General features: G+C 65.4%; 13 protein-coding genes. 6 read left to right on the top strand and 7 right to left on the bottom strand.

Features of this window, described 5'->3' with window-relative positions:
* Window positions 1-118: 118 nt before the first annotated feature.
* The gene (locus AC2T4A_RS22200) at window positions 119-439 is read left to right on the top strand and encodes a DUF2025 family protein (RefSeq protein ID WP_416747111.1); all 321 of its coding nucleotides are present in this window, start codon (window positions 119-121) and stop codon (window positions 437-439) included.
* Window positions 440-589: 150 nt separating this feature from the next.
* Here the strand turns inward: AC2T4A_RS22200 and AC2T4A_RS22195 are convergent, their stop codons facing one another.
* The 4 genes from AC2T4A_RS22195 to AC2T4A_RS22180 form a co-directional block, all read right to left on the bottom strand.
* Window positions 590-1,816, bottom strand: a complete 1,227-nt coding sequence (locus AC2T4A_RS22195; protein ID WP_486741805.1) for a c-type cytochrome — start codon at window positions 1,814-1,816, stop codon at window positions 590-592.
* Window positions 1,813-3,576: a GMC family oxidoreductase gene (locus AC2T4A_RS22190; RefSeq protein WP_486741804.1), complete on the bottom strand. Its 1,764-nt coding sequence runs from the start codon at window positions 3,574-3,576 to the stop codon at window positions 1,813-1,815. Before AC2T4A_RS22190 ends, AC2T4A_RS22195 begins: the two co-directional genes overlap by 4 nt.
* Window positions 3,577-3,583: 7 nt before the next feature.
* The gene (locus tag AC2T4A_RS22185; RefSeq protein ID WP_416747117.1) at window positions 3,584-4,330 is read right to left on the bottom strand and encodes a gluconate 2-dehydrogenase subunit 3 family protein; all 747 of its coding nucleotides are present in this window, start codon (window positions 4,328-4,330) and stop codon (window positions 3,584-3,586) included.
* A 409-nt stretch (window positions 4,331-4,739) separates the two neighbouring features.
* On the bottom strand, window positions 4,740-5,498 hold the full coding sequence (locus tag AC2T4A_RS22180; protein WP_416747119.1) for an SDR family NAD(P)-dependent oxidoreductase: 759 nt from the start codon (window positions 5,496-5,498) through the stop codon (window positions 4,740-4,742).
* 139 nt (window positions 5,499-5,637) lie between these two features.
* Between AC2T4A_RS22180 and AC2T4A_RS22175 the strand changes: the two genes are divergently transcribed.
* The gene (locus AC2T4A_RS22175; protein ID WP_486741803.1) at window positions 5,638-6,561 is read left to right on the top strand and encodes a LysR family transcriptional regulator; all 924 of its coding nucleotides are present in this window, start codon (window positions 5,638-5,640) and stop codon (window positions 6,559-6,561) included.
* Here AC2T4A_RS22175 and AC2T4A_RS22170 read toward each other — a convergent pair.
* The gene (locus AC2T4A_RS22170) at window positions 6,558-7,199 is read right to left on the bottom strand and encodes an HD domain-containing protein (RefSeq protein WP_416747123.1); all 642 of its coding nucleotides are present in this window, start codon (window positions 7,197-7,199) and stop codon (window positions 6,558-6,560) included. The genes AC2T4A_RS22175 and AC2T4A_RS22170 overlap by 4 nt on opposite strands.
* Window positions 7,200-7,675: 476 nt before the next feature.
* On the opposite strand from AC2T4A_RS22170, the gene AC2T4A_RS22165 reads away from it, so the two are divergent.
* Genes AC2T4A_RS22165 through AC2T4A_RS22155 form a run of 3 tightly spaced genes read left to right on the top strand, consistent with a single transcriptional unit; the run spans window position 7,676 to window position 11,536 of the window.
* Window positions 7,676-8,842 carry an aromatic ring-hydroxylating oxygenase subunit alpha gene (locus AC2T4A_RS22165; RefSeq protein ID WP_416747125.1) on the top strand — a complete coding sequence of 389 codons (1,167 nt, stop codon included), beginning with the start codon at window positions 7,676-7,678 and terminating at the stop codon, window positions 8,840-8,842.
* Between the two features lie 3 nt (window positions 8,843-8,845).
* Window positions 8,846-10,504: a choline dehydrogenase gene (locus AC2T4A_RS22160; protein ID WP_486741802.1), complete on the top strand. Its 1,659-nt coding sequence runs from the start codon at window positions 8,846-8,848 to the stop codon at window positions 10,502-10,504.
* A 9-nt stretch (window positions 10,505-10,513) separates the two neighbouring features.
* Entirely contained in the window at window positions 10,514-11,536 is a 1,023-nt protein-coding gene (locus AC2T4A_RS22155; protein ID WP_486741801.1) for a GlxA family transcriptional regulator, read from the top strand.
* A 701-nt stretch (window positions 11,537-12,237) separates the two neighbouring features.
* Here AC2T4A_RS22155 and AC2T4A_RS22150 read toward each other — a convergent pair.
* Both AC2T4A_RS22150 and AC2T4A_RS22145 read right to left on the bottom strand, forming a co-directional pair.
* Window positions 12,238-12,993 (bottom strand): class II aldolase and adducin N-terminal domain-containing protein, encoded by a 756-nt coding sequence (locus AC2T4A_RS22150; protein ID WP_486741800.1) that lies wholly within the window; start codon window positions 12,991-12,993, stop codon window positions 12,238-12,240.
* Window positions 12,994-13,125: 132 nt separating this feature from the next.
* A complete protein-coding gene (locus AC2T4A_RS22145) occupies window positions 13,126-14,265 on the bottom strand; it encodes a BaiN/RdsA family NAD(P)/FAD-dependent oxidoreductase (RefSeq protein WP_486743713.1) in 1,140 nt (379 codons plus the stop codon).
* Window positions 14,266-14,522: 257 nt separating this feature from the next.
* Between AC2T4A_RS22145 and AC2T4A_RS22140 the strand changes: the two genes are divergently transcribed.
* The gene (locus AC2T4A_RS22140; RefSeq protein ID WP_486741799.1) at window positions 14,523-16,724 is read left to right on the top strand and encodes an OsmC domain/YcaO domain-containing protein; all 2,202 of its coding nucleotides are present in this window, start codon (window positions 14,523-14,525) and stop codon (window positions 16,722-16,724) included.
* Window positions 16,725-17,010 lie beyond the last annotated feature (286 nt).

Below are 17,010 nucleotides of genomic sequence, written 5' to 3'. Positions count from 1 at the left end.
ACAACCCGCCCCTGAGCAGGCGCCGGCAAGACTGTCAAAATCCGAGGTTCACCCGCTCACAGAAGCGGGAACCTCCTGCGTGCGAATCCATAACAGGAAAAATCCAGGGGGCACTACCATGGCCATCACTTCCAGCGATATCTGCAATGCCGCCGACGGGCTGTCCGGGTTCGTCGGCTTCAACCTCAAGACTGGCAAGTACATCGTGCGCTTCAGCGAGGACTCCTTCGGCATGGACGTGGCCGAGGACAGCATCCGCCCGGCCAGCGAGTTCGTCTGGGCGCCGAAGAACGGCGTGGTGATGACCCTGAGCCGCGAGTGCCTGCAGATACTCGCCGAGCAGAATATCCACGACCGCCTGAACCTCAACGAATCGCTGCTCACGTACCTGCGTCGTACCGATCTGCCGGAGATCGCCGCCGAGCGCCGGCTGAAGTGATCACCACGTCCGGCGCCGGGCATTGAGAGGTGGCACAGGTCAACAGGTTGCGCAGGAGCGGACTCCGTCCGCGATCGATGGCCGACAACTCCGAGCCGACCAGTTCCACATCGCGGACAAAGTCCGTTCCTACGCGCGGGGATACACCCGCTAGTTGGCCAGATCCTTGCGCATCTGAGCGACGTCGCTGGCGGTGACTGGCGCCGCCGCATTCCCCCAGGTATTGCGCACGTAGGTCAGTACATCGGCAATGTTGTCGTCGCTGAGGTTCCAGGCGAACGACGGCATGGCCGGGGCCGTTGGTGCGGCGTCGGTGCTCCCGGCGCGGCTGCCGGCCAACACCACGCGGATCAGCGAGGTCGGGTCGTTGTTGTTGACCAGCGGCGCGGCCGCCAGCGCCGGGAACAGGTGCTTCACACCGGTACCATTGCTGACATGGCAGGCGGAGCAGCGGTCGGCGTAGATCGCCTTGCCCGCCACCATCGCTGCGTCGGTCGCTGCCACTGGCGCCGGTGATGCTTTGCCTGCGGCGCCATCCTTGAGGTACACCGCCACGGCCAGCAGGTCTTCCTCGCTCCAGTGCTGGGTAGAGTTCTCCACCGCTTCGGCCATGGGGCCGGAGGCGATGTCGAAACGGTTGGCGCCGGTTTTCAGGTACTGCACGAGGTCCTGCGTGCTCCACTGGCCGATGCCGCTGTGCGGGTTGGCGGTGATGTCCGGGGCGACCCAGCCCTGCAGGTTGGCGCCGGCGAGGAAGCGGTCGTTGTCGTCACCGCCAATCAGGTTCTTCGGCGTGTGGCAGGTGCCGCAATGGCCAAGGCCTTCCACCAGGTAGGCGCCCCGGTTCCATTGTGGCGACTTGTCCGCCGAGGGCACGAATTCGCCCTGGGTGAAGTTCAGCCAGTTCCAGCCGATCAGGCTGGTGCGCACGCTGAAGGGGAAGGGCAACTGGTTGGTTTCCACCGGGTTGCGCACCGGCTGCAGGGTCTGCAGGTAGGCCCAGAGCGCGAGGTTGTCCTCGCGGCGCACCTTGGTATAGGCGGTGAACGGCATGGCGCCGTAGAGGCGCTTGCCGCCACGGCTATGCCCGGTGGACATCACGGCCTGGAAGTCGTCGAAGGTCCAGCGGCCCAGGCCGGTCTCGGGATCAGGGGTGATGTTGGCGCCCACCAGCTTGCCGAACGGTGTATCGATGGCCACGCCACCTGAGAAGGGCGCCTGGCCGGGCACGGTGTGGCACGCGGTGCAATCGCCCAGTACGGCCAGATAGCGGCCTTTCTCCACCAGGTTGTAGGAGTCCGCGCCCGTTCCCGCACTGGCTTGCTGCAGGTTCAGGCCCAGCAGGGCGAGGGCGCTGATGCGAAGGAGAGTCTTCATACGCTGATCATCTCCCCGGGGCGCTTGAGGTAAAGCCGGCGGATCGCATCGGCTGCCTTGAAGGCCAGTGCGCCGACGGTACCGGTGGGGTTGTAGCCGGGGTTCTGCGGGAAGGCCGATGAGCCGACGACGAACAGGTTGGGCACGCCCCAGACCTGCAGGTGCTTGTTCACCGAACTGTTCTTCGGGTCGGCGCCCATGATGAAGCCGCCGACGATGTGCGAGGACTGGTAGGAGGTATTGGACCAGGGGCCTTTGCGCGGTGCGGGGACAATCTGCTGGGGGTTCATGCTGCGAGCGATCTCGGCCACCTTGTCGGTGCAGTACTGCGCCATCCGCAGGTCGTTTTCCGGGAAGTCGAAGGTGATGCGCAGCAACGGTCGGCCGTGAGGGTCGTTGTAGTTCGGGTCCAGCGACAGGTAATTGCCGCGGGAGGTGTAGCTGCTGGCTTCGCAACCGATGGACATGTTGCTCAGGTAGCTTTCTACCGTGGCCTTCTTCCACTTCGCGCCCCAGGCTGGCGTACCGGGCGGAACCGGGCGCGAGTCGATGGGCGCGGCGCCGATGGGGGTCACCCGCGTGCTGCCGCCGCCGACGAAGCCGAGCCCGGAGTGGTCGAAGTTGTCGTTGTTGAACTCGTCGATACCCATGCCGATGGCGCCGCCACCGATAAAGGGATTGAAGTTCTTGTCCTTGAAGAACAGCTTGACGCTGTTGGCCGTCTGGTAGGCGAAGTTGCGCCCGGTGGTGCCGGTGTTGGCGATCGGGTTGTAGGGTTCGCCGACGCCGGAAAGCAGCATCAGCCGCACGTTCTCGAAGATGAAGGCGGCGACCACCACGATGTCTGCCGGCTGCTCCCATTCTTCCCCGCTGGAATCGACGTAGACGATGCCGGTGGCGCGGCTGCCGGTGCTGTCCATCGTCACCTTGAGCACTTCGGAGTTGGTGCGGGCGCTGAAGTTGGGCTTGCGGATCAGCGCGGGCAGGACGTTGACGATGGCGCTCGCCTTGGAATAGTTGGCGCAGCCGTAGTTGGTGCAGAAACCGCAGAAGGTGCAGGGCCCCATGGTTACGCCGAGCTGGTTGGTGTAGCCCTGGGAGGCGAGTGCCGAGGGTACCGGGAAGGGCTTGTAGCCCAGGTTGCGCGCAGCTTCGGCGAACAGCGTCGGCGCATAGGTCTGCGCGGTGGGCGGGTTGGGGTATTCGCGCGAGCGTGCGCCTTCAAAGGGATTACCACCCTCGACAATGCTGCCGTTGAGATTGCCGGCCTTGCCGGAAACGCCGGCCAGCCGCTCGAACGCATCGTAGTGCGGTTCCATTTCTTCCCAGGTGGTGCCCCAGTCCTGCAGGGTCAACTCGGCAGGCACTTCCTTGCCGTAGCGCTCCTTCAGGTGACTGGCCAGGCGGAACTCCTCGGGTTGGAAGCGGAAGGTGATGCCGGCCCAGTGGTTACCCGCGCCGCCGGTGCCGTTGCCGGGGTGGAAGGAACCCCACACACGCATCGGCAGTGCGGTTTCCGACTCCTTGTTGCGCATGGTGCAGGTGTTCTGCCGGGTGCGCAGCATCAGTTCCTGGCGGCGGTTGTAGCGCAGTTCGTCGGCGGCGGAGGCGAGGTTGAAGTCGCTGGCGGTGTCGCGCCAGGGGCCGCGTTCGAAACCGATCACATCGAGGCCGGCGTCGGCCAGTTCGTGGGCGATGATCGAGCCCGCCCAGCCGAGCCCGACAACCACGACGTCGGTGGAAGGTAGTTTCTTGGCCATGGTGCGCTTAACCCTTCTTGGTCCAGGCGGAGCTGCCGATGATGGAGAGCGGGGTGAGATTCAGCTTCTGGTTGTGCAGCCCGATGTAGTCGCGGTAGTCGTAGCGCGCACCGGGGAAGCCGAGCATCTTCCACGACACCATGTCGCGGTTGCCGCCATAGATCGGGTCGGCGAAGAAGCCCTCCATGGTGTTGTCCAGCACCTGCTGGAAGAACGCCTTGGCGTCGATGCCCTCAAGGGTGATGGCGCCTTTTTCCAGGTCGGTGAGCACCTGGTCGCGCTGCTCGGGGGGCAGGGCGCTGAAAGGCTTCTGGAAGGTGGCCTGGCAATATTTTCCTAGCGCGGCCAGGCCGATGCGGTAGCGCTCGCGCGGCACCAGCGGCGACTGGTCGGCCTGCGCCGGCGTGCCCGGTGTGAAGGGGCCGGTCATGTACAGGCGGCCAAAGTCGCCGTAGTCGCTCATCAGCTGACGGTCGATAAACACCACGCAACCGGCGTCCTTGCCGCTGACGCTGAGGTCATCGGCGGGAATCAGCTGTTCGACGATGGCTTCCAGTTCCACGACCTCTTCGGCGGTGAAGAACTGCCAGCCGGGGCTGTCGTAATGCAGCGGGCCGTTGTGGTCGAAGGGCAGCCATTTCGGCGTGCCGATCACGGTGGCGGCCTGGCTGCTGGCGGCGGCGCCGACGGCGAGGGAGGCGGCGGACGACTTCAACAGCTGGCGCCGGGTGAAGCCCTTGGGGTGTTCGGTCATTTCGGCTCCTGCGGCAATACTCGTCCGCTCGTTGTCGAGGGGGCAGGGGACGTGTGTTGCCAGGTCAGTTCACGGTGGTCTGCACTCCCGGCGCGTGCCGGATGAGCGGAGCGAGGGTGCGAACTTGCCCACGTCGGGCGCTGGGCGAATCCGCCGGACGCTTTCCTTCGCCCAGGCGGAATCTGCGGTTCGTCTTTTCCACGCGCGTTTTTAGACTAGAGGCCGTAACAGAATGTTGCAGGAATTTTCGCGGTAAATGTTTATTGTGAAATTTGAGAGAATCCTTGAGCTAGAGCGGTTTTCCAGAGGCGAGGGGCTTGTAGGAGCGAGCTTGCTCGCGAACCGCTCACTGCGGGGATTGTTCGCGAGCAAGCTCGCTCCTACGAAAAGCAGGGAGCCGCCAGGTCGGTTAGAGGAACATCCCGCCCGACGCCTCCACGCGTTGGCCGTTGATCCAGCGGCCGCCGTCGGAGAGCAGGGTGGCGATCACCGCGCCGATGTCGTCCGGCAGGCCGACGCGGCCCAGGGCGGTGTTGCTGGCGATCTGCTGGTTGAGCTGCGCGTTGTCGCGCACTACACCACCGCCGAAATCGGTCTCGATGGCGCCAGGGGCGAGGATGTTCACGGCGATGCCTCGCGCGCCCAGCTCCTTCGCCTGGTACCGGGTCAGCACTTCCATTGCGCCCTTCATCGCTGCGTAGGCGGCGTAGCCAGGCAGCGAGAAACGCGTCAGGCCGCTGGAGACATTGAGGATGCGGCCGCCATCGGCAATCAACGGCAACAGCTTCTGAGTGAGGAAGAACGGGCCTTTGAGCTGGATGTTCATCAACTGGTCGAATTGCTCCTCGGTGGTCTCGGCGAAGCTGGCGTGGAGGCCGATGCCGGCGTTATTCACCAGGAAGTCGAAGTGCTGGCGGCCAAACGTTTCGCTCAGGGTGGCGCGGACCTGATCGGCGAAGGCACCGAAGCTGGCGCTGTCGGCCACGTCTAGCCGCAGCATGATGGCGCGGCCTCCGTGCTGCTCGATCTCGGCGGCGACGCTGCGGGCCTCGTCGGCCTGGCTGCGATAGGTGCCGATGATGTCGACGCCGGCAGCCGCGAGGTGCAGGGCGGCGTTGCGGCCAAGGCCACGGCTGGCGCCGGTGATGAGAGCGATCTTGCGGGTCATGGCGAAGCTCCTGTTCCTGATGGGAGAGCGGGGGATTGAGGAAAAGCTTATTGTTCGATTGATTTGCGATAAACCGGCTAAATTCGGAAATACTGGTCGGTGTAGCCGAACAGTTCCCGGCGAGTAACAGGCGAGCCCCATGATCCGTCCCGACCTTCTGCGCACCTTCGTTCGCGTCACCGAGCTGGCCAGCTTCACCCAGGCCGGCGAGCAGCTCGGCCTGCCGCGCTCCACGGTTTCGGAACACATCCAGGCACTGGAGGAACTGCTCGGCACGCGCCTGCTGCAACGCACCACGCGCCGCGTCACCGCGACCCAGGACGGCCTGGTGCTGTACGAGCGCAGCAAGGACATGCTCGCTCAGCTCGACGAACTCCAGGGTCTGTTCCGCCAGGACGACGCAGCCCTGGGCGGCCGCCTGCGGGTGGACATGCCGACGGTGATGGCGCGCAAGCTGGTGATGCCGCGGCTGGGCGAATTCCTCGCCCGGCACCCGGCGCTGGAGCTGGAGGTGAGCTGCACCGACCGTCGTGTGGACCTGGTGCGCGAGGGTTTCGATTGTGTGGTGCGGGTCGGCGCGGTGAACGACCCGTCGGTGGTGGCGCGTACGCTCGGGCAGTTCCCGCAGGTGACTTGCGCCAGCCCGGCCTATCTCGCCGAACACGGTACGCCGCAGACCCTCGACGACCTCACCGGGCACCACCTGATCCACTACGTGACGGTGCTGGGCGCGCGGCCGCCGGGGTTCGAGTACCTGCACAACGGCGAAGTGCGCCATGTGTCGATGGGCGGGGCGTTGTCGGTGAACAATGCCGAGGCCTACGAAAGCGCAGCGATGGGCGGGCTGGGCATCATCCAGGTGCCTATCCATGGCGTGCTCGATGACCTGGAAGCGGGGCGGCTGGTGCCGGTGCTGGAGCACATCCCGCTGCCGCCCATGGAAATCTCCCTGCTCTACGCCCATCGCCGCCTGCCGCAGCGGGTACGCGCCTTCATGCAGTGGCTGACGCAACTGCTTGGCGAGCCCGGTGTGCTGGGCACGCCCCTGGCCGCGAAGGCTTAGCTGGCCCAGTCGGAATTCAGGATCACCTCGCAGAAGTTGCCGCGCGCGAAGCTTGGGTCCTTCATTTCCAGCACGTCGGCCTTGACGTTGCCGAAGGTGGTTTGCGGCTTGGTTTTGATACCGTCGTAGAAGGCCTGCAGGATGTCCTGCTTGAACTGCCCGCCGCGCGGGTGGGCGGCGACCACGGCGTCGCGCTGGGCGTCGGGGAACTGCTGGTAGGCGATGCCCAGCACGTCCATTTCCACTCCGGCGGTGACCAGGGCGATCTCCGGCTTCATGTGCTGCGGGATGCCGGGCGTGGTGTGCAGGGCGATGGCGGTCCACACCGTGTCGATATCGCTTTCGGCGATGCCATGGCTGCGCAGGAACTGTGCCGCGCAATCGGCGCCGTCCACTTCGAAACGTTCGCACTGGCTGCAATAGCGAGGCATCAGGCCCATGTCATGGAACATCGCACCGGCGTAGAGCAGCTCGGCATCGAACTTCAGTCCCTTGCGCGCGCCGGTCAGCGCGCCCCAGTAATAGACGCGGGAAGAGTGGTGGAAGAGCAGCGGGGTGGCGTTGTCACGGACCATCTCGGTGATGGCCTTGGCGAGGCTGCTGTCGGGAACTTTGACACCGTTCAGATCGAGGCTCATGGCGGGCTCCAGGGCTGGATTGGCAAGGCGCGGCGCAGGCTGCATCGCGGTTGCATCCATTGGAAATCCGCAGGCGGTCGGCGACAACGAGGGCAAGGGAGCGAATCCGGACAGCCGTCGTTCGTTTGCTGCCAAGGGGTGTCATGGCCTGCCGCTATGGATATAGGCGACCCTCCCCCAGCCCTGGCTACGCGCCCCGCTCTGAAGGGAGAGGGAGCCGTCTGTGCCGGCTGACGCATCGGTTTCAGCTCGCAGCGATCCAGTCCCCTCTCCCTTCGGAGCGGGGCGCGTAGCCAGGGTTAGGGAGAGGGGCTTCCCCAGGCTTGACTTCGAAGGCCAAGGCAGCTTGATCAATCCTCCAGAAAACTTGTCGTTTTTCATCAAGAGCCACCCCCGGCGCGCCCCTAGATTTGTCCTCGAACCGAGCCGCCGGACCATCCGCCGGCCGCGCCAGAAGAAGCCGAGGAGAGTCGAACATGTCGTCCATCGAGAGCCTGAAACTGCGTACTTCCATCGACGGCTGGGACCGCCAGGACCCGGAGCAGGCCTTCACCCTGCCGTCGCGCTATTTCTTCGACGAGGCGCTGTTCAAGGCCGAACGCGACAACATCTTCCTGCGCTCCTGGCACGTCGCCGGGCACCTGAGCGAGTTCGCCGACATCGGCCAGTACGTGGTCTGCGACCTGTTCGACCAGAGCATCGTTATCGCCCGCAGCCGCAGTGGGGACATCCGCGCCTTCCACAACGTCTGCCAGCATCGCGGCAACCGCCTGCTGGAGGAACGCCGCGGCAACACCGGGGGCATCGTGCGCTGCGCCTACCACTCCTGGTGCTACGAGATGGACGGCGCGCTGCGCAGTGCGCCGCGCTGCGAGCGGATCAAGAACTTCGACAAGGAAGAATTCGCCATCCCGCAGGTACGCCTGGAGGAACTGGGCGGCTTCCTCTACTTCAACCTCGACCCCAACGCGCCGTCGCTGGCCGAGCTGTTCCCCGGCGCGGACGAGGAGATGCACCGGGTATTCCCGAACCTGGCCGACATGCGCCTGATCGAAGAGGCCGACGTCATCGTCCCGGCAAACTGGAAGGTGATCATGGACAACTCCATCGAGGGCTATCACTTCAAGCTCTCCGGGCCATGCCACATCGACCTGGCCAAGCTGATCGACTTCAAGGGCTACCGCCTGACCAAGCGCGACAACTGGTGGACCTACATCGCCCCGGCGAATCTTGAGGCCGGCGAAGCTTACGGCGTGAAACTGCGCAGCGACCTCAACCCCGACGAGTGCTTCTTCAACATCGGCATGTGGCCGAACAACACCTTCTACACCTTCCCGTTCTCCGAGTTCCTCGGCACCTTCATCATGATTCCGCTGGACGCCGAACGTTCGCTGCTGCGCTTCGGCTACTACTCGGCGAACGAGCAGACCGCCGAGGTGAGCAAGGCCTGCATGCGCTGGATGAACGAGGAGTTGGGGCCCGAAGACATCGCCCTGAACATCAGCGTGCAGAAGGGCCTGCACTCCATGGGCTACGACCAGGGCCGCTACATGATCGACGCCGAGCGCAGCAACGAGAGCGAGCACCTGGTGCATCACTTCCATCGCCTGGTGTTCCAGGGCATTCACGGCGCGCAGCTCTGAGGAATGGCCATGGACTACGACTACGTCATCGTCGGCGCGGGGTCGGCCGGCTGCGTGCTGGCGAACCGCCTGGGCGCCGATCCGGCCGTGCGCATCCTGCTGCTGGAAGCGGGCCCAGCGGATGAAAGCTGGACCATCGACATGCCCTCGGCGGTGGGTATCGTCGTCGGCGGCACGCGCTACAACTGGAGCTACAGCAGCGAGCCGGAGCCGTACCTGGATGGCCGCCGTATCGCCACGCCGCGCGGGCGTACGCTGGGCGGGTCGTCGTCGATCAACGGCATGGTATACATCCGTGGCCACGCCCGCGATTACGACGGCTGGGCCGCGCAGGGTTGCGAAGGCTGGGACTACCAGCGCGTGCTGCCGTATTTCATTCGCTCGGAAAACCACGCCAATGGCGCCGATGATTACCACGGCGCGGCGGGGCATCTGCATGTCACGCCGGGGGATATCGACACGCCGCTGTGCGCGGCTTTCGTCGCGGCCGGCGAAGAGGCCGGCTACGGGCGTAGCAGCGATCTCAACGGCCACCGCCAGGAAGGATTCGGCCCGGTGGACCGCACCACGCGCCAGGGGCGGCGCTGGAGCACGTCACGCGGGTACCTGAGCGAGGCGCTGGGGCGCGGCAATGTCACCGTCGCCACGGGGGCGCTGGCGCTGCGTGTGGTCTTCGAGGGTGATCGTGCGGTGGGGGTGGAGTACGAACAGAATGGCCAGGCACTGACCGCCCGCGCGAACCGCGAAGTGCTGCTGACCGCCGGGGCGATCAATTCGCCGCACCTGCTGTTACTGTCCGGTATCGGCCCGGCGGATGAGCTGCGCCAGCTGGGCATCGCGGTCAAGCACGACCTGCCCGGTGTGGGCCGGCGGTTGAACGATCATCCGGATAGCGTTGTGCAATTCATGTGCAAGGCACCGGTGTCGATCTATCCCTGGACCCGCGCGCCGGGCAAGTGGTGGATCGGTGCACGCTGGTTCGTCAACCACGATGGGCTGGCGGCGAGCAACCATTTCGAGGCGGGTGCTTTCATCCGTTCGCGCGCCGGCGTCGAACATCCTGATCTGCAACTGACCTTCATGCCGCTGGCGGTGCAGCCGGGCAGCGTGGCGCCAGTGCCGGACCACGCCTTCCAGGTACACATCGACCTGATGCGGCCCACCAGCCTGGGCAGCGTCACTCTGCGCAGCGCCGAGGCACGGCAGGCGCCGCGCATTCTCTTCAATTACCTGCAGACTGAGCAGGACCGCGCCGACATGCGCGCCGGCGCGAGGCTGGTGCGCGAGCTGATGCGCCAACCGTCCATGCGCGGTCTGGCGGGAGAAGAACTGACCCCCGGCCCGCAAGCCCACAGCGATGCCGAGCTGGACGCCTGGGCGCGGCGGGTGACCGAGACCGGCTACCACGCCAGTGGCACCTGCAAGATGGGGCCGGCGCATGACCCTGAGGCGGTGGTCGATCCGCAGCTGCGAGTGCATGGGCTGCAGGGGCTGCGGGTGGTGGATGCGTCGATCATGCCGAGTATCGTCAGCGGTAACACCAATGCGCCGACAGTGATGATCGCCGAGAAGGCCAGCGATATGATCCGGGGAGTGCCGCCGCTTCCCGCGGCCAATGTGCCAGTGTGGCTGCACCCGCAATGGCAGTCCCAACAACGCTGAGGAGAGTCGATGGCCAGTGTTGCACCACCTTCCCGGTTTCGCCGCGAGCCCTTGCGGGTGGGGCTGTTGCTGTTGCCGTCGTTTCCCGGCCTGGGGCTGGCGGCGGTGGTGGAGCCGCTGGCCATCGCCAACTGGCTGGGTGGCGAGGCGCTGTTCGAGTGGCAGCTGCTGTCGCTGGACGGCGAGCCGGTCACGGCCAGCAACGGCCTGACCAGCGAGGTGCACGAGGCCATCGACCCGGAGCGCGGCTGGGATGCCTGTTTCGTCATCGCCAGCTTCGACGTGCACAAGCATGCGCGCAATCGCCCACTGAAAAGCTGGCTGCGCCGGCAGGCGGCGTTTGGCACCACGCTGGCGGGCATCGAGACCGGCACCGAACTGCTGGCCGCCGCCGGGGTGCTCGATGGCTTTCCAGCGGCGGTGCACTGGGACAACCTGCAAGGCTTCCAGGAGAGTTACCCGAAGGTCCAGGCCCGCGCGCAGCTCTATACCCTCGACCGCCAGCGCCTGACCTGCGCAGGAGCCAGCGCCATCCTCGACCTGATGCTGGGCTGGATCGCCCAGCGGGTGGACGCTGACCTGTCGCGGGAGATCGCCATGCATCTCTTGCTGGGGGAAACCCGCGAGCCTGGCGCGCACCAGTTGCAGGGCCGGCAGAGCGACGCCCACGCCCACGGCGGCAAGGTGCGACGCGCCATCGCGCTGATGGAGCAGGCGCTGGAGGAACCGCTGGAGTGCGATGCCATCGCCGAGCGTGTCGGCCTCTCGCGTCGCCAGCTGGAGCGGCAGTTCAAGCAGCACACGGGGTTGTCGCCGCTCAAGTACTACATCGTCCTGCGCCTGGGGCGTGCGCACAGCCTGCTGCAGCAGACGCGCCTGAGCGTGGCGCAGGTGGCGGCCAGCTCCGGCTTCGGTTCGCTGGAGCATTTCTCCCGCGCCTACCGCGCGCATTTCGGCTGCCCACCCAGCGCGGATCGCACCCAGACCTACACCGCACCGGTGATGCGCCAGCCACTGGGGCGTGATAGCTGACGGCGTAAAGGCTTTCGTAGGAGCGGACTTCGTCCGCGATGCTCTCCGGCGCGAAGCGGGGCCAATCGCGGACGGAGTCCGCTCCTACGCAGGTCTGCAATCAGGGGCGTCAGCTTCGTAGAGCGAGTAACCCGGAACGGGTTATCGGCCCTACGTTCCTGCGCCGGTGATGCGCCAGTCACTGGGGCGTGATAGCTGACGGCGTAGAGGCTTTCGTAGGAGCGGACTTCGTCCGCGATTCTATCCGGCACGAAGCGGGGCCAATCGCGGACGGAGTCCGCTCCTACGCAGGTCTGCAATCAGGGGCGTCAGCTTCGTAGGGCGCGTAACCCGGAACGGGTTATCCGCCCTACGTGCCTGCGCCGGTGATGCGTCAGCCGTTGGGGCGCGATAGCTGACGGCGTAAAGGCTTTCGTAGGAGCGGACTTCGTCCGCGATGCTATCCGGCGCGAAGTGGGGCCAATCGCGGACGGAGTCCGCTCCTACGCAGGTCTGCAATCAGGAGCGTCAGCTTCTCGTAGGGGGCGTAATCCGGAACGGGTTATCCGCCCTACGTTCCTGCGCCGGTGATGCGCCGGCCGTTGGGGCGCGATAGCTGACGGCATAAAGCCTTTCGTAGGAGCGAGCTTGCTCGCGAACAACTCCTCGGCAGCTCGGTGCCTCCGGCGGTTCGCGAGCAAGCTCGCTCCTACAGGTATTCGTCATTGCGCGAAGCCGGGTTCGCTCTCCATCAGCATCTCCCGCAGCGCGGAGAAATGCCGCTCGGCAAACCCCGGATACTCCAGCCACTGCCGCATGGTCTTGCGCGCCACCTCGTCGCTGGCGATGCGCAGCGGGCGGCCGCTGGCCAGGGCGGTAAGGTAGACCTCGCAGGCACGCTCGAAGTAGTACAGGTCATCGAAGGCCTGGGCCACGCTGGGCGCCGCGACCAGCACACCGTGGTTGCCCATCAGCAGGATCGGCTTGTCGCCCAGCAGGTGGCTGACGCGCTCGGCCTCGTCGCCCAGGCCCATGCCGTCGAAGTCTTCGTCGATGGCCACGCGCTCGAAGAAGCGCATGCTGTTCTGCTCGATGGGTGGCAGGCGTGAGTCAGCCAGGCAGGCGAGGGCGGTGGCGTACTTCGAGTGCACATGCAGGATGCAACGCGCCTGCGGGTTGTTGCGGTGCAGTGCGCCGTGCAGCGCCCAGGCGGTGATGTCCGGCGCATCCGGGCGATTGAGTGCCTCGGGGTCGTCCGCGTGCAGGCGCAGCAGGTCGCTGGCGCGCATCTGCGAGAAGTGTCGGCCGTAGGGGTTGATGAGGAAGTCGCGGCCATCGGCGGACAACGCCAGGCTGAAGTGGTTGGCGATGGCCTCGTGCAGGTTCAGGCGCGCGGTCCAGCGGAAGGCGCAGGCGAGGTCGATGCGGCCCTGGCGTTCCAGGCCGGTGTCGAGGGTGCGGCTGGCAAGCGTTGGCATGGCGGCTCCGGGTTCGATACCCGTGCCGGGCTGGCCGGGTCTGGTGTCCCAGTCTAGGGCCGCGCCGCCGTCACACTTGATGCAGAACGACCGGGCGTGCCGCTCGGCCGGTCGTCGAATGCGTCGCCAGCCCTAGACGAACTGCGCCGCCGCGTAGCCCGAGGCCCAGGCCCACTGGAAGTTGAAGCCGCCCAGGTGGCCGGTGACGTCCAGCACTTCGCCGACGAAGTACAGGCCGGGGGATTTCAGCGACTCCAGGGTCTTGGACGACACCTCGCGGGTATCCACGCCGCCCAGGGTGACTTCCGCCGTACGATAGCCTTCGGTGCCGGCCGGTACCAGCTGCCAGTCGCCCAGGCGCTCGGCGATCGCCTTCAGCTCGCCGGGCGTGTACTGCTTCATGGGCTTGGAGACGAACCACTGCTCGGCCAGCAGACCGGCCATCTTCTTGGTGAACAGCTCGCCCAGCAGCGTCTTCAGCTCACTGTTGGGGCGCTCGCGCTGCTGTTCGACGAGCCAGACGGGCAGGTCCACGCGCGGCAGCAGGTCGATGCTGATGGTGTCGCCAGGCTGCCAGTACGAGGAGATCTGCAGGATCGCCGGGCCGCTAAGGCCGCGGTGGGTGAACAGGATGTTCTCGACGAAGCTCTGGCCGTTGCAGCTGACCCGGCAGTCTTCTACCGAGGTGCCGGACAGCTCGGTGCACAGCGCCTTGAGCTGCGGATCAGTGATGGTGAAGGGCACCAGGCCGGCGCGGGTCGGCAGCACGCTGTGGCCGAACTGGCGGGCGACCTGGTAGCCGAAGCCGGTGGCGCCCAGGGTCGGGATGGACAGGCCGCCGGTGGCGATCACCAGGGATTCGCAACGGACAAGCCCGAGGCTGGTCTGCAGCTGGTAGCCGCCTTCGTCGAGACGGGCGATCTCGCTCACCGAGGTATCCAGGCGCAGGTCGACGCCAGCCTGCTCGCACTCGTCCAGCAGCAGCCCGAGGATGTCGCTGGATTTGTTATCGCAGAACAGCTGGCCGAGCTTCTTCTCGTGGTAGGGCACGCCGTGCTTGGCCACCAGGGCGATGAAGTCCCACTGGGTGAAACGCGCCAACGCCGACTTGCAGAAATGCGGGTTCTGCGAGAGGAAGTTGACCGGCTCGCAGTACATGTTGGTGAAGTTGCAGCGCCCGCCACCGGACATGAGGATCTTCTTGCCGGCCTTGTTGGCGTGGTCGATCAAGAGGACCTGGCGACCGCGCGCGGCGGCGCTCATGGCGCACATCAGTCCCGCGGCGCCGGCGCCGATGATGATGACCTGGGAGGTGAGCACGGTGGTTTCCTTGTAGTACGGGTTGGCTGACGCTGGAGGCGGCGCATCTTACCCGAAGCTCGGGCCTGCGCTCGACCATGCGTCGATTGCACATCTGCCGTGAGAGCAGGCTTCCCGACCGGCGCCGGGTACATCGGGATATCCCCGCGGCGCTTTTGTCCGGATAATGCCGGCCAGTTCGCTTTCTACTTTTTCGTGGTAACGCCCGCATGGAAATCAAGGTCAATTTTCTCGACAACCTCCGACTCGAAGCCAAGTTTGACGACTTCACGGTGATTGCCGACCAGCCCATTCGCTACAAGGGTGATGGCTCGGCTCCTGGTCCGTTCGACTACTTCCTGGCTTCCTCGGCGCTGTGCGCGGCTTACTTCGTCAAGCTTTACTGCCAGACCCGCGACATCCCCACCGACAATATCCGCCTGTCGCAGAACAACATCGTCGACCCGGAAAACCGCTACAAGCAGATCTTCAAGATCCAGGTGGAGCTGCCGGCGGACATCTCCGAGAAGGACCGCCAGGGCATCCTGCGTTCCATCGACCGCTGCACGGTGAAAAAGGTGGTGCAGACCGGCCCGGACTTCGTCATCGAGGAAGTGGAGAACCTCGACGCCGACGCCCAGGCGCTGTTGATGCCGAGCACCGACGCCGGCGCCAGCACCTATATCCAGGGCAAGGACCTGCCGCTGGAGCAGACCATCGCCAACATGTCGGAAATCCTCGCCGGCCTGGGGATGAAGATCGAGATCGCCTCCTGGCGCAACATCGTGCCCAACGTCTGGTCGCTGCACATCCGCGACGCGCAGTCGCCGATGTGCTTCACCAACGGCAAGGGCGCCACCAAGGAAAGCGCGCTGGCCTCGGCGCTGGGCGAGTTCATCGAGCGGCTGAACTGCAACTTCTTCTACAACGACCAGTACTGGGGCGAGGAGATCGCCAACGCGCCGTTCGTGCATTACCCCGACGAGCGCTGGTTCAAGCCCGGTGCCAAGGATGCACTGCCGGAGGAAATCCTCGACGAGTACTGCCTTGAGGTCTACAACCCGGACGGTGAGCTGCGCGGCTCGCACCTCTACGACACCAACTCGGGCAACACCGAGCGCGGCATCTGCTCGCTGCCGTTCGTGCGCCAGTCCGACGGCGAGACGGTTTACTTCCCGTCCAACCTGATCGAGAACCTCTACCTCTCCAACGGCATGAGCGCCGGCAATACCCTGGCCGAGGCGCAGGTGCAGTGCCTGTCGGAAATCTTCGAGCGCGCGGTGAAGCGCGAAATCCTCGAAGGCGAACTGGCGCTGCCGGATGTGCCGCAGGAGGTGCTGGCGAAGTACCCAGGCATCCTCGCCGGCATCAAGGGCCTGGAAGAACAGGGCTTCCCGGTGCTGGTCAAGGATGCATCCCTGGGCGGTGAATTCCCGGTGATGTGCGTGACCCTGATGAACCCGCGCACCGGCGGCGTGTTCGCTTCCTTCGGCGCCCACCCCAGCCTGGAAGTGGCGCTGGAGCGCAGCCTCACCGAACTGCTCCAGGGCCGCAGCTTCGAGGGCTTGAACGACCTGCCGCGGCCGACCTTCGAAAGCCAGGCGGTGACCGAGCCGAACAACTTCGTCGAGCACTTCATCGACTCCAGCGGCGTGGTGTCGTGGCGCTTCTTCAGCGCCAAGGCCGATTTCGAGTTCGTCGAGTGGGACTTCTCCGGCCATGGCGACGACTCCAACGTGCAGGAAGCGCAGACCCTGTTCGGCATCCTCGAAGAGCAGGGCAAGGAAGTCTACATGGCCGTGTACGAGCACCTGGGCGCCACGGCGTGCCGCATCCTGGTGCCGGGTTACTCGGAAATCTACCCGGTGGAAGACCTCATCTGGGACAACACCAACAAGGCGCTGGCGTTCCGCGCGGACATCCTCAACCTGCACAGCCTCAACATCGTTCGCCTCAAGTCGCTGCTCAAGCGCCTGGAGAGCTGCGAGGTGGACGACTACACCGACATCACCACGCTGATCGGCATCGAGTTCGACGACAACACGGTCTGGGGCCAGTTGACCATTCTCGAGCTCAAGCTGCTGATCAACCTGGCTGTGAAGCGTTTCGAGAATGCCAAGGAACTGGTGGAGATGTTCCTCCAGTACAACGACAACACCGTCGAACGCGGGCTGTTTTACCAGGCGCTCAACGCGGCGCTGGAAGTGCACCTGGACGAAGAGCTGGAGATGGCCGACTTCGAGGCCAATTTCCGTCGCATGTTCGGCAACGAGCGCATGGACGCGGTGCTCGGCTCGCTGGACGGCAGCGTGCGCTTCTACGGCCTGACGCCCACCAGCCTGAAGCTGGAAGGCCTCGACAAGCACCTGCGCCTGATCGAGAGCTACAAGAAGCTGCACCAGGCACGGGCCAGGGCAGCGGCGGGCCGCTGATCCGGCGGGGTATTCAGCTGGCTCGCTGCCGGAGGGAAGATCGAGCGGTACCTGCAGGATGGCGTGGAGCGCAGCGATAGCTATCGACTCCGGAGCACGTACAACGCACGACGTTCTCTTCTGAATGTCGTGCACGGGATTCCCCTCTCCCTAACCCTCTCCCTGAAGGGAGAGGGGACCGTCTGGCGCGGTTTGGCAGTACCGCTGCTCGCCGGCTGACTGTGAGTCCACCTCTTGCGCCGATCAGCTCCCTAACCCTCTCCCTGAAGGGAGAGGGGACCGTCTG

This window comes from Pseudomonas sp. PVC-3-1 (assembly GCF_057444315.1).
Note: the sequence above shows the minus strand (reverse complement) of the source record. Positions and strands in the feature narration are given on the sequence as shown.